A 13,839-nucleotide genomic window follows, 5' to 3' on the forward strand; every position below is an offset into this window, starting at 1 on the left:
ATGTGGTTAGCTTGCCCCAAGCGATGTGAGCGAGCAAGTGTAATTGCCCGCCGTTTTTATCAGAGCCAAAGGCTGCGGCCAAGGCTAAACCTTGACCATGGGCAGATTTACCCGCACCACCAGCCCACCCTGTTGCTGATTATGCAAGCTGATATCACCATGATGGGCCTCGCAGATTTCCCGGCACAGGGCTAAGCCAAGACCACTGCCACTGCTTTTGGTGGAATAAAATGGTACCAAGGCGCTGGCCATCACGGTCTCGGTCATGCCCTTGCCCTTATCGCCAACGCAAATCACCTGCTGTCCATGGCTTTCCACGCTCAGCCAGACATCCTCGGCGGCACCGCCCGCCTCATGAGCATTCTTCAACAGATTGATAAGCAGTTGCTGAATTTGTGTTTCGTCGCCATAACCAAACTCCGCCAACTCCCCCTTGATCTTGAACTGCCATTGCTGCGCCAACCCTTGTATTAATTCGGCCCATCTAAATTCGCTGAGTTGTGGCTGCGGCAGTTTGGCGAACTTGCCATAACCTTGTACAAACTCACTCAGGCGGGCGATGCGCTCGTCTATGGTATTAAACACCCGCTCTAGGCGTTCATCGTCTACCCGCTGGGCAATTAAACGCCCGGAGTGCAACATGGAAGAAATCGGTGCCAGTGAATTATTCAGCTCGTGGCTGATAATGCGTATCACCTTCTTCCATACCTGCACCTCTTGGCGCGATATTTCCCGGGTCATGGGTTTTAGAATATAGAGATTATGGGGTTGGTTATTTAATAAAAACTCGCCGGTGGCCAGGTGCCAGGTTTGCCTTTGTTGCTGCTCCTGATCAACGCTAAACAGACCCTCTCCGCCGCGTTGCAAGGCTTCGGCAATGGCCTCGGGCATGCCACTAAAAAGATTCGAGAGCGTTTCCCCTTCCACCTTAATACCGGCAAATAGCAAACCGCGAGCACTGTGATTGGTATACACAATTTGCCCTTTCGAATTCACCAACAGCAAAGCCTGCGGCGAGTTATGCAGCACCTTGTCGAGCATCAGCTCTCGTTGATAGATCCACTGGCGCTCTTGATGCAGCTTGTTGGCGGTTTCATTGTACAGGCTGCATAAATCCCCCAGCTCATTGTTGCCCTGATAGGCCAAGGTGGTTGAAAAATCCCCGTCTTTAAAGTTTAACAGCCCCGACTCGACCGCCTGTAAGCCTTTTGCTATGGGCGATACCACCAGGGTCACAAAGAGCGCCTGAACTACTCCCAAAGCCAGGGCCAGAACCAGCCCCTGCATAAGGTTAAATACGTCAAATAAGACGCCGATGGTGACAAGCAGGCAGATAAACAGGCTCATCCACAGACTGAGCTGCCAGATAAGTCGACCCGCCCCTTTGGGAAATATAATCATCAGTAATCGATACCAAACTTTTGCATGCGTCTATACAAGGCCTGACGCGATAAACCAAACTCCCGAGCGACCTTAGCGACTACTCCCTGATGGGCACGCATGGCCGCTTCAATTTCGTGTTTTTCCGGTTCATGCTTAACCTGGTGATTCTCACCGACATGATGCAGCGCGAAGTCTTCAGCCTGCAACTCTCCTTCGGGTTTGAGCACACCAATGCGCTTACAGGCATTTTCCAGCTCACGCACATTGCCAGGCCAGGAATGCTGGCGCAGCATGGCTTCGGCATGAGGGCTTAATTCCCGTCCCGGTAGAAAGTGTGCGATTAAGGCGGCAATATCGTCCTTGCGCTGCGCTAAAGGGGGAATGCTAAGCTCGATAACATTAAGACGATAGTACAGGTCCTCGCGAAAGCGCCCCTGCTGGATATCACCGAGCAAATCGGCGTTAGTGGCGGAGATCACCCGCACATTCACCTTGCGGGTTTGGGTTGAACCCACACGTTCAAATTCGCCGGTTTGCAGCACCCGCAACAGCTTCACCTGACCATCGAGCGGCAGGTTGCCAATTTCATCCAAAAACAAGGTGCCACCATCGGCGGCTTCGAAACGACCGATTCGGGTTTGCTTGGCACCGGTGAAGGCCCCCGCTTCGGCGCCAAAGAGCTCGGCCTCAATCAAATCCGCCGGCAAGGCTCCTGCATTAACCTTAATAAAAGGCTTGGCTTTAAGGGGAGAATTACGGTGGACAATCTCGGCGATGCCTTCTTTACCACTGCCGTTGGCACCGGTGATAAGCACGGGCACATCCGAGCGCGCCACCTGCAAGGCCATGTCCACCACCCGATGCATGGCGGCACTGGCAAAGACCTGACCGGCCAAATCGGCACCTTCCTGGACCTGGGTGCGCTCTTGAGCCTGGCGTTTAAAGGTGGCATTTTCACTGGCCGCCTCGCCCAGGGCCACCAGGTTATCTATGGTGGTGAGCAGCTTTTGGTCATCCCAGGGCTTGCTCAGATAGTCGGCGGCTCCGGCCTTAACCAGCTCCACCGCGGTACTGAGCTCGGTCCAGGCGGTGATAAGGACAATGGGCAGATGAGGGTTAATGTCGCGCAAGTCGTAAAACAACTTTTTGCCTTCCTCACCCGAGGTGGTATCAGCACTGAAGTTCATATCCTGAAGCACCAGCGCGATACGCTGATAGCGCACAATATGTAACGCCTCGGCGGGCGTTTCACAGGTCACGGCGTGGTAGTCATGCAGCTCTAGGAGCAGCGACAAGGCGTCTAACACCGCCGGGTTATCGTCAACTATCAGTATTTTTTTCATATTATCCTGAGGGTCTGTTTATCTTTGCGGTTTACTTTATGTTCAATCTAAACGCATTCTGATCACGACGCTCGTTATGATGCATAGTCATTCTATGTTCATAGCGAGTAACACAGAGCAGGATGCGTTTAGATGAACCCGTAGGGCAGCGCTTGTAGCGCATTTCTACTGTGTTGTTACATGTTTATGTAGAATAACTACACCACACATGTGCCGCCTTGTATAAATTCACTACAAACTGCTGCAGAAACAAACAACAAAGGTCAACAGACCCTTATCTAGAGCGCGCCCAAGGGCGCGCTGAATTGTTATTATATTGAGCGCGTGGCTATACTTGGCGCCACTTTGGCAGCGCGCAGTGCGGGTCCCCATGCTGCCACTAGGCTCATTATGAGCATAAATACCGCACTCGCCAATACGAAAGTAAAGGATAAGCTGGGTAAAGAGAAGACTTTCATCAGTTGCTGGCCTAATAAGACCGCCAAGGCAGCGCCAATCAACAGGCCTAAACCGGCAACCAAAAAGTTCTCAATGAGGAAGTAACGAACAATGGCCGACTTGCGAGCCCCGAGCGCGCGGCGCGTACCAATTTGCTTGGTGCGTTTACTGATATTGAATAAGGTAAGACCGAAAATACCCAGAGCAGTCACCAGCACCAATACCACTATCAAGACCACCAGCATGCGCATCACCAGGGTATCGCGGGCCAGATAAGATGCCTTGCTTTCGTCCAAGCCTTCGATGCCGTAAAAAACACGGCGCGATTCGCTTTTTAATAAGAGCTCTTCCACTTTTGCCATCACTTGTGCGCGCTTGCCCGGCTCGGTACGTACTAAAAATCCGGCGCGAGGTTGAGACAGGTTGAACGGGAAGATCACCACGTTGGCCGGACGACTGTCATTCAGCCAGGGGCCTTTTATGGTGTCGATAATACCGATAATTTCTACCGCATCTTCGCCCTGATACAGTACTTTGCCAAGGGCCGAACCATCTGGATAGAGCTCTTCGGCAAAATCCTTGGTAACTATCGTGGTATTGGGCAACTTATCGTAGTTATCCGCATGCACCACTTCTTCCGGGTAGAAATTACGTCCTTCGATCAGTTTGGCGCCCAAGGTATTGAGCATATGCTCATTGGTAGTAAAGTAGGCCGCCCGCACACCGGTGCCAATTTCGGGATTGGGCACCAAATGCATGCTACTTGAGGAACCACTGCCCGACAACGGCATCCAGTTGGTCATGGCTGCATCAATAACACCGTCAATGGCGCGCAGGTCGCGCTCATCCTGCGCATATTGTTGAACCAGGTTAATACTTGGGTCGAAGGTGCTGACACTCAGGCTGAAAATCGCTTCTTCGTCGTAACCGGTTTCCTGGTTTAAATAGGTCAGACGGTCACTGATCATAAAGGCGGCATTGCTGACGATAGCCAGGGTGATTGCCACCTGTATCAGCAACAGCACAGCCCCTATTTTTGAGCGCAGCAGTGCGTTGATCATGGGTTTTAATTCTAACATGGGTCTCTCCTACTGCGTTTTCAGGTAATAAGCGGGGTTGGTACGGCACACCTGCCAGGCCGGCAGCAAACCCGCCAAGATACAGGCGACAATGGCAATGATAGGTGCGCTGGCGAGCATCAAAAAGTCCATCTTCGCGAGGGCCGAATAATAGCTGTAGCTTTCTCTGACACCCCACAAACATAGCTGCGCCAGTAAAATGCCCAGCAGGCCACCGAAGAGCCCCAATAGCCCCACCTCAACAAGGTGCTGAAAAAATACCTGGGTTTTACTTGCCCCCAAGGCGCGACGCACGCCCACCTCGGGTGCACGGCGCATAAATTTCGCTAACAGCAGGCCAAGAATATTAGCCAAGCACACGGCCAGGAACATAAAGCTTAACAACACTAAAATTTTATTATCTTCGCTGACCACCTCGTTGTATTCCATCCATTGATTTACATCACGCAGGCTGTATTTAGGCTCTTTGCGGGCAAAGCGACCTATCTTCTGTTGCTCCTGAATATAGCCTTTTAAATACTGCTCATAATTGGCTTTCGATTCTGGGCTATCGAGCTGCACCCAGTACTGGATCCAGACGATCTCAGAGTCCAGCCTTTGCTTAAAGGTGGTCACCATTTCGCGTTTCCAGCCATTGCTGTTACCCCAGGTGCCTATTTCCAGTTCTTTAACCAGTGAGAATGGGTAAAACACGCGCTCGGGACGTTTAAATGAACCGTTATTCAAATCGTAGTATTTGGTGTGCTCGGTTACCGGCTCAATCACGCCGACCACTTCAAACAAGAACTTGTCGAGAAACACCGTCTTACCCACTGGGTTAGTCTCACCAAAAAGCTCTTCGCTGAGGCTACGCTCTAACACCACCTTGTTAACGGCATTGTCCTCATCACTTTGGCTCCACGGGCCGCCATGGATAAATTGGGCGTTGAACATGGAAAAGAAGTCCCGCCCCGTAGCCCTGGCGTCCATCAATTTAGGCGCATTGCTCTCGTCACCCAGGTGCACGGCAAAGCCGGTGCGCACCATGGCTGCCTGGGCATCACCTTTGGCGTCCGTCATCAGCCTTTGCGCATCTTTAAAGGTCAACTGGTAAGGAATATCATCCTTGGTAAACCAACCCTCGCCTTCGTCCATGGTTTGCAGTTGCAGCGCAAATAGCTGCTCGCTTTTGCTTGGGATGGGGTCGGCGCTCATCATGTGATACACCGACAAGGTGGTCATGGTGATACCGATACCTATGGCAATGGCTATCACCATTAAGGCGCTGACCAGGGGCGTGCGTTTAAACGAACGCCAGCTTAAATCCACATAGTACCAAAGCATATTAGGCCTCCGCTGCGCGTGCGGCTATGTCACCCGCCGTCTGTTCTTTATTGGGCGCACCCTGATACAGGCTGAAGTCGGCCAGTTGACCGTCAACCACCTGAATATTGCGCGGCGCGCGACGAGCCAGCTCAGGATCGTGGGTCACCATGACTATGGTGGCGCCTTCACGGTTAATTTCTTCGAGGATTTCCATCACTTGGCGGGCCATTAAACTGTCCAGGTTCCCTGTTGGCTCATCGGCGAGTAAAAAGCGCGGCTCACCGGCCAGGGCCCGGGCGATGGCCACCCGCTGCTGCTGACCACCGGAAAGCTGCTGCGGCAGGTGTTTGGCACGCGCGCCCAGGCCTACCAGCTCCAGGCAGCGTTCAATGCGCTTTCTACGCTCCGCCGATTTAATGCCGCGATAGCGCAACGGCACTTCCACGTTCTCATACAGGTTCAAATCGGGAATAAGGTTAAAGCCCTGAAAGATAAAGCCGATTTTTTGGTTACGCAGATCGGCACGCTGATTGTCGTTGAGCTTGCCAACATCGATACCATCAAGCTCATAGGTGCCACTTGAGAAGGGCTCCAGCATGCCGGCAATGTTTAAAAAGGTGGTTTTACCGCTGCCGCTTGGGCCGGTGACGGCGATGAACTCGCCCTGCTCCACCTCGAGATTAAAGTCGCGTAGCGCATGGGTCTGCACCATTTCCGTTTGGTATACCTTGTTGATGTTATTCATTTTAATCATTGTATTCTTCCTCTGATGTTGAGCTGGAGTTAGCGCAGTAAAACGCGCTCGGCCTGCTTAAATGAGTCATAGTTTGATACCACCAGGGTATCGCCTTCGGCGACGCCGGCGGTGAGCTCCACATTGGCTACGCTGGTCGCTCCGGTTTGAATTTGAATGCGCTCGGCGACATCGCCATTGACGCGGTAGGCTATCAAGCCACCCTCGTTCATAAAGGCTCCGCGGCGCACCATCAATACGTTTTCTCTGTTTTCTAATAAGATGCGTGCCGATAAGCGCTGATTCTGACGAATTTTGTCAAACTGCGATTGATCGAAGCGCACCCGGGCACTGACCTGGCGTTCTTTCACTTCCGGCGAGATAGACGACAAGGTGCCGACCACACGGTTGTCGGCAATTTTGAGCTCAACCTCCAGGCCCAGTCCCAGTTCATTGGCATAGCTTTCCGGCACCTGCAGCTCGGCTTCAAAGGCACTCAGATCAACGAGTGTCATCAGTGCCTCACTTGGCGACACTGCTGCCTGTTGCTGCACCAGCCAGTTACCCACCACCCCAGCAACGGGGGCAACTATCTGCAACTCGTTAACGCGGCGGTTTAGTTCATCCACCACCAGTTGTTGGCGCGTCACATCCCCTTGCGCCGATTTAAGCTCGAATGCCAGGGTGTCTTTACCGATTTCGACTTCTTGTTGGGCGTGTTTGTAGGCCAACTTAGCGCGCGCCAGGTCGTCCTGAGCCTGCTCCATGTCGATTTGGCTGATAAGATTATCCTTAATAGATAACAGCGCCCGACGGTGCTCACGCTCGGCGGCATTCAGGGTGACCGTGGCCATATCTAAGGTTTGTGCCAGCGCCAACTTGTCGCGACGGATCTGCAATTCCTTGCGTGACAGCTCATCGCTCAGGCGCTGCAGCTCTGATTCTTGTTGTTTAAGTTCGTTGGTCAGTTCCGGGCTGTGAACCTTAGCTATGGTTTGGTTCTTTGCCACTTCATCGCCTGGGTTGACCAGTAGCTGCACATAGCCCTTTGACGGGCTGTAGATTTGCGGCGCATTGGCGGCCACAATAAACCCTGTGGTGGCGATATCGCGAACCAGATCGCCACGGACCACGGCTGCAGTTTTCACCGAATCCCGGCTTAGTGATAATTGGGTATCACCATTACTGGCACTCAAACTGTAGGCGGCCAAGGCCGCAACCAAGGTCACGCACGCCGCTCCAAGCCAATATTTGCGGTAGCTTTTAGTGGCCGCTAGTTGAATATCTTGTCCCTGAGTATCGCGGATCATAACAACGCCTCACACTGATTAGTGAGGTTGGGTGTTTTTATCAAACCAATAATAAACGCCGCCACTAGCATCAACAGTGGCGAGGTAAAAAAGACTAAGGTAGTGATCAACATGGTGCTATCCGTATGTTTTCTAATTGTTTTATTAGTTACGAGAAGCATGCCAATATAATAAAAACTTTATCTCATTGTTTTTATTAGTTTTTAATTGTGGATGGTGAAGTTTGGCGCTTGTCCGCGGACATAAAAAGTGTCCGCAACGGACACTTTTTTCGCGAAAACCGGACGCTTTTGACTGAACCCGGCAAAGCCCTGAAAATACCAAGTAGCAGTGAGGCACAAAAATATGATGGTGCGCAAGAAGAAACGGGGAAATAAATCAGTGGCCGCGTTTGCCGCGACCACCGGCTGAACTCACGAGATTTAATCGTCCTCGATATTATCCATGCCCTTGGTGCCATCCTTCGCCTTGAGCTCATGATGGATAGCTGATTTGATCAACATATAGCCGGTAATGGGCGCGGTGATCAACAAGAAGATGGAGATCAGGATTTCTTTAATATTAATCACCCCATTTTCTACGCTGAAGAACACGTTGGCGGCTATCAGTAGCAAGGCCATACCCAAGGTAGTGGCCTTAGTCGGCCCGTGCAGGCGCATAAAAAAGTCCGGCATTTTCACCAAGCCAATGGAGCCGATAAGGATAAACAGTCCGCCGACGATTAATAACGCTGAAATAAGCCATTCAGTCATAGCCGCTCCTATTCAATGATGTCGCCACGGAGCAGGTACTTACAGACCGCCACCGTACTGACAAAACCCAACATGGCAATAAGCAACGCCGCTTCAAAATAAATCTGCGTTTGCATGCCGATACCATAGAGAATAATTAGCGCTATGGTGTTGATATACATGGTGTCCAAGGCCAGGATGCGATCCGGTACCGAAGGGCCGACGATCAAGCGCCACAGATTAAGCATCAGGGACACGCCGATCATGGCAAAGACCATCAGTAATACACTTTCTAACATTGGAAAATCTCCTTAAGGGGCGCTTCGTAGCGACGCTTAATGGTCTCGATCAGGGCCTGCTCATCATCAAGGTCCAGCACATGGATAAGTAAGAAGCGCTGCGTCGGCACCTCGCCTTTGGGCAAGGACTCAGGAATGGGATACACCTCGGCACTGACGGTGCCGGGCGTTAATGACACCGTGCTGGCCAGCATGGTAATAGGCAGCTCATGCTCTAAGTCCAGGGGCACCTTGATAAAACCTGGGCGTAAGCGTTTGGTCGGGCCCAAAATTTTAAAGGCCACTTCCACATTGGCGGTAATGATGTCCCAAAGCACAATAAACAACTGCTTGGTCGCCAGGCCCGGGCGCAAAATCAGTGGCTGGGCGGTCCGAAATGGTGCAATCACCAGGGGGATCACAATCGCCAGCACGGCGCCAAGAATGAGGTGTCCAGCGGAAACGCTGTTGTTTAACAGCAACCACACGGCGAATAATAAAATGCTGCGAAATGGCGTTGGCAACCACTTATAACGAGCTTGTAAGCGCATGTTATTGCTCCTTAGCCAAGGCAAATACTGTGTCTATGGCCACCTGAGAATTGTGCAAAGCGGCGGCCGCCTGATTACTCATCTCACTTAGCGGCGCGGCAAACACCGTCATCATCAGGGGCACGGCCAAAATCAACACCAAGGCCCAGGTACGGCGTTTACCGGCGTAGACATTGTCTTCAAACTGCTCATCCTGATTGGGGTGATCGTGCCAAAACAAACTGGTCCCGGCGCGAGACAACGCCACCAGGGTGGCTAGGCTGGCAAGCAGATAAATGGGCCAAAACACCCAGGCCACCTCGGCGCCATAAGAGGCGTCGAGCAACCACAGCTTGGCAACGAAACCGGATAAGGGCGGTAAACCGGCCAGGGCTATGGCGGCAAACACAAAACAGAAACCCAACAATTTAGGCTCGGGCCACGCCACGGCTATTAACCAGGCGATCCTGCACCTTGCCGCGCTGCAAGGCTATCATATCGGCAACCAGGAACATGGCGGCACAGGCAATGGTGGAGTGGACCAGGTAATAGATGGCCACCGCCGTGGCCTGCTCGTTGTTGAGCGCCACCATGGCAATCAGGGTACCGACGGACACAATGACCAGATTGGCGCTTAAACGGCGCAAGTCTTCCGCCGCCAACACGCCCACCGCGCCGACCACCAGGGTAACCAGGGCCAAAGGCCACAACCAGGTGCTGGCGATACCGCTTAGCTCCCCCGCTTGCTCGCCGAAGATCATGGTGAAGACACGCATAATGGCGTAGACCCCAACCTTGGTCATGATCGCAAATTGAGCGGCAATCACCGGCATAGCACGGCCATAAGTGGCCGGCAGCCACAGATGCAAGGGCAGCAAGGCCGCCTTAAGGGCAAAGACGATAAGCAGGAGAAGGCCGCCAATCTTGGCAAGATAAATATCATCGCCTTGCAACAGCGCTACCTTCACTGCCATATCGGCCATATTCAAGGTACCCAGCACGCCGTACAACACGCCCAGGGCTATCAAGAAAATGCTCGAGCCAACCAGGTTTAAAATCACATAATGCAGCGCCGCCTTGGTGGTGTGCTTGTCTTTTTTATGCATCAGCAAGGCGTACGAGGCGATCAATAAGACCTCGAAAAATACAAACAAGTTAAACAGGTCACCAGTTAAAAAGGCACCATTAACGCCCATCAGCAGGAAATGCGCCAAAGGATGAAAGAAACTCCCTGCCTTATCGTCGCCACGACTGGCATACACTATGGTCACCAAAGACAAAAAGCTGGTGAGGATACACAGGGCCACCGCCAGCGGGTCCGCATACAAGACGATACCAAAGGGCGGCTGCCATTCACCTATGGCGTAGACCAGGGGACCACTGCCCAAGATAGTAGTTAATAGCAAGGTCGACGCCACCAGGGTAAATAAGGCCATAAAGCTGGCCACCCAACGTCTTAATACCAGGTTTTTGCCACACGGCGGCAACAACAGAATAATGCCCGCCAACAGCGGCAACAATACGGGTAAGGTGATCAAATGCTGCATCTATTTCGACCCCTTAGTGGCGCGGCTTGCGCGCGGTTGACCGTCCACATGGTCGTTACCCAAATCGGCACGGCCACGAATGGCTAGGATCACCACAAAGGCGGTCATCGCAAAGCCGATTACGATGGCGGTTAACACCAAGGCCTGCGGCAGTGGATCTGCATAACTGGCCGACTGCCCTAGCACCGGCGCCTGGTTTATTTTTAATCGGCCCGACGAAAACAGAAATAGATTGACCGCATAAGAGAGCATGGTCAGCCCCAGCACCACGGGAAAAGTACGGGCGCGCAAAATCAGGTAAATGCCGCAGGCCACTAACAGACCTACACAACTTGCATATAAGAGTTCCATTAGAGATTAACCTTTTCTTTCGGGGTTTCTGCCGTCAATTTACCAAGACTGGCAAGGATCATTAATGTTGCGCCTACCACAGTTAGATACACACCTAAATCAAATATCATGGCGCTGGCCAATTCGGTCTTACCCACCAAGGGGATATCGAAATAATCGAACCAGCTGGTTAAGAAGTTACGGCCAAACAGCCAGCTACCCAGGCCGCTCAGGGTGGCGATGGCCAGACCCGAGGCGATGACCTTGCGGTAGTTAATATCCATACGCGCTCGGATCCAGTTGGAGCCATTGGCCATGTATTGCAAAATAAAGGCAATGGAGGTTACCAGGCCGGCAATAAAGCCACCACCTGGCAGGTTATGACCGCGCAGGAAGATATACACGGACACCATGATAGCCAGCGGTAACAAGCTTTGTGAAATACTCGCCAAAAGCAAAGGATGACGCTCACGCGCCCAAGGACGCCCTTCGCTGTCCGAGGCCGGCATAAATAACGGCAGATTCAATAACAGCTTGTAAATACCCAGGGCGGCGATGCCCAGTACGGTGATTTCACCCAGGGTATCGAAGCCTCGGAAGTCCACCAGGATCACGTTGACCACGTTGGTACCGCCACCGCCGGTTTTGGCGTTGCCGATAAAGAACTGAGAAATACTCTCCTGCGGGCGCGTTAACAGCGCATAACAGATACTGCCAACCACAATACCTATGGCACTACTGACCCCTAAATCGCGCAAAATACGCAGCGAACTCGACTCCTTCGGGGTGCGCTGCGGCAAGAAGAACAGCGCCAGCATCAGCAACATCACGGTCACTACCTCTACGGTAAGCTGAGTCAGGGCCAGATCCGGCGCCGAGAAACGGGTGAAGGCCACGGACGTCATCAGACCCACCACGGACACCAGGATCAAGGCTATCATCCGCGAGCGATGCCATATCAAGGTGGCCAGCGCACCTATCATCAGCAACGCCGCACCGATGGCATTATGAGCATCTATCTCACTAAGTCCGGTTGCCCCAGCCAGGGTGTGCATTTCAAACAAGGGTAAACCCGCCACCACCAAGGTAGAGAGCAAAAGAATAAAGACGTAACGCTGCAATGAGCCGTTCTCAATACGCAGGATTTGCTCGCGCGACCACACCACCACTCGTTGAATACTGGCATCGAACGCTTTTTTGGCACTGACGCTAGGCAAAGAGGCCTGGAATTGGAACAGGTATTTACGCTGCGAGTAAATAAAGAGACCGCCGGCCACCGCCACCGCACTCATTAGTAGCGGCAGGTTGAAACCATGCCAGATAGCCAGGTGATAGTCCGGCGCCTCGGCACCCAGCACGGCGTGAGAGGCCACGGTTAACAGCGGGTCCACCACAAATGCTGGGAACAGACCAACCAAAACACACAGGGTCACCAAAATTTCGATCGGCACACGCATATAGCGCGGCGCTTCATGAGGCTGTTTTGGTAAATCTTTTGGCTCACCATTGAAGAATACGTCATGGATAAAGCGCGCCGAATAAGCCACCGACAAGGCACCGGCTACGGTCGCTAATACAGGGATCAGCCAGGACATGGAGCCTAGCATCTGCTGGTGCAGGGTTTCGGCAAAAAACATTTCTTTCGATAAGAAGCCATTCAGTAGCGGTACCCCGGCCATGGACGCCGCGGCCACCATGGCTAACGTCGCCGTATAGGGCATATAGCGCCACATGCCATTGAGTTTGCGCATGTCTCGGGTGCCGGTTTCATGATCGATAATACCTGTGGCCATAAACAAGGAGGCCTTAAAGGTGGCATGGTTGATGATGTGGAAAATCGCCGCCACCGTTGCCAGTTGAGTGTCCAGACCCAATAGCAAGGTGATCAGACCTAAGTGACTGATGGTCGAATAGGCCAACAAGCCTTTGAGGTCGTGCTTAAACAAAGCAATGTAAGCACCCACCAACAAGGTGGTTAAGCCGGTAACGCCAACGATAATAAACCACAGCTCGGTACCCGCTAGAGCAGGATAGAAACGCGCCAGCAGGAAGATACCCGCCTTAACCATGGTCGCCGAGTGCAAGTAGGCACTGACTGGCGTCGGCGCAGCCATGGCATGAGGCAACCAGAAATGGAACGGAAACTGAGCCGATTTGGTAAAGGCACCAAGGAGCACCAGAACAAGAATAAGCGGATACCACTGAGAGCTTTTTACCAGTTCACCACTTTGCAAAATCACATCCAGCTCATAGCTACCGACCAGTTGTCCCAGTAGCACCAAACCTGCAAGCAGGGCCAGACCACCGGCCCCGGTAATAGCCAAAGCCATACGCGCGCCCTTACGCGCCTCTGGGTTATACCACCAATAGCTGATCAGTAAGAAAGAACTAACACTGGTCAGCTCCCAGAAAAACCACATTTGAATAATGTTGTTCGCCGTGACTATGCCGAGCATGGCGGTCATAAAAAGCATTAAATAGGCGTAAAGCTTGGGCATGGAGTCGTTGGCGCTCAGGTAATAGCGCGCATAGAGGATGATCAGTAGACCTATACCCAAGATCAGAATACAAAACAGCAGGCTTAAACCGTCTAAGCGAAAGGATAAATTCACCCCTAATTCAGGTATCCAAGGTAGGCTGGCGTAGAGTGTCTCGCCGGCCAATACCTGCGGCGCCATGCTGATCACCAGCGCCAGGCAGATTATAGGCATGATTGCAGTCACGGCGGCGCTTTGATTGCGCGATAATTTGCCTGTAAAACTCGCAAGTAAACTGCCTAACAAGGATAGCAAGGGTATCCACAGCAATGTCATAGTTTAAAAACCTTCACTT

The 13,839-nt window shown here is 52.4% G+C and carries 11 protein-coding genes and 1 pseudogene; all 12 read right to left on the reverse strand.

The window, feature by feature from the left end; genetic code table 11:
• Window positions 1-84: 84 nt before the first annotated feature.
• Window positions 85-1,401, reverse strand: coding sequence for a sensor histidine kinase (locus C2M29_RS12270; RefSeq protein WP_233998423.1), 1,317 nt, complete (start codon window positions 1,399-1,401; stop codon window positions 85-87).
• A complete protein-coding gene (locus tag C2M29_RS12275; protein ID WP_105190038.1) occupies window positions 1,401-2,726 on the reverse strand; it encodes a sigma-54-dependent transcriptional regulator in 1,326 nt (441 codons plus the stop codon). The genes C2M29_RS12270 and C2M29_RS12275 overlap by 1 nt, the downstream gene beginning before the upstream one ends.
• Window positions 2,727-3,037: 311 nt before the next feature.
• Complete coding sequence (locus C2M29_RS12285) at window positions 3,038-4,243, reverse strand: ABC transporter permease (RefSeq protein WP_105190039.1); 1,206 nt, start codon at window positions 4,241-4,243, stop codon at window positions 3,038-3,040.
• A 9-nt stretch (window positions 4,244-4,252) separates the two neighbouring features.
• Complete coding sequence (locus C2M29_RS12290) at window positions 4,253-5,566, reverse strand: ABC transporter permease (RefSeq protein ID WP_105190040.1); 1,314 nt, start codon at window positions 5,564-5,566, stop codon at window positions 4,253-4,255.
• 1 nt (window position 5,567) lies between these two features.
• Complete coding sequence (locus C2M29_RS12295) at window positions 5,568-6,302, reverse strand: ABC transporter ATP-binding protein (RefSeq protein WP_105190041.1); 735 nt, start codon at window positions 6,300-6,302, stop codon at window positions 5,568-5,570.
• Between the two features lie 29 nt (window positions 6,303-6,331).
• Window positions 6,332-7,591 (reverse strand): efflux RND transporter periplasmic adaptor subunit, encoded by a 1,260-nt coding sequence (locus C2M29_RS12300; protein ID WP_105190042.1) that lies wholly within the window; start codon window positions 7,589-7,591, stop codon window positions 6,332-6,334.
• 422 nt (window positions 7,592-8,013) lie between these two features.
• Complete coding sequence (locus C2M29_RS12305; protein ID WP_105190043.1) at window positions 8,014-8,343, reverse strand: Na+/H+ antiporter subunit G; 330 nt, start codon at window positions 8,341-8,343, stop codon at window positions 8,014-8,016.
• Between the two features lie 8 nt (window positions 8,344-8,351).
• A complete protein-coding gene (locus C2M29_RS12310) occupies window positions 8,352-8,621 on the reverse strand; it encodes a K+/H+ antiporter subunit F (protein WP_105190044.1) in 270 nt (89 codons plus the stop codon).
• The gene (locus C2M29_RS12315; protein WP_105190045.1) at window positions 8,615-9,151 is read right to left on the reverse strand and encodes a Na+/H+ antiporter subunit E; all 537 of its coding nucleotides are present in this window, start codon (window positions 9,149-9,151) and stop codon (window positions 8,615-8,617) included. The genes C2M29_RS12310 and C2M29_RS12315 overlap by 7 nt, the downstream gene beginning before the upstream one ends.
• A 1-nt stretch (window position 9,152) precedes the next feature.
• Window positions 9,153-10,677: pseudogene (locus tag C2M29_RS12320) on the reverse strand (monovalent cation/H+ antiporter subunit D).
• Entirely contained in the window at window positions 10,678-11,028 is a 351-nt protein-coding gene (locus tag C2M29_RS12325; protein WP_105190046.1) for a Na+/H+ antiporter subunit C, read from the reverse strand. It abuts the pseudogene before it with no gap.
• On the reverse strand, window positions 11,028-13,820 hold the full coding sequence (locus tag C2M29_RS12330; protein WP_105190047.1) for a monovalent cation/H+ antiporter subunit A: 2,793 nt from the start codon (window positions 13,818-13,820) through the stop codon (window positions 11,028-11,030). The genes C2M29_RS12325 and C2M29_RS12330 overlap by 1 nt, the downstream gene beginning before the upstream one ends.
• Between the last annotated feature and the right edge of the window lie 19 nt (window positions 13,821-13,839).

Origin of the sequence: Pseudoalteromonas sp. T1lg48 (genome assembly GCF_002964785.1) — a bacterium.
Lineage (GTDB): Bacteria > Pseudomonadota > Gammaproteobacteria > Enterobacterales > Alteromonadaceae > Pseudoalteromonas.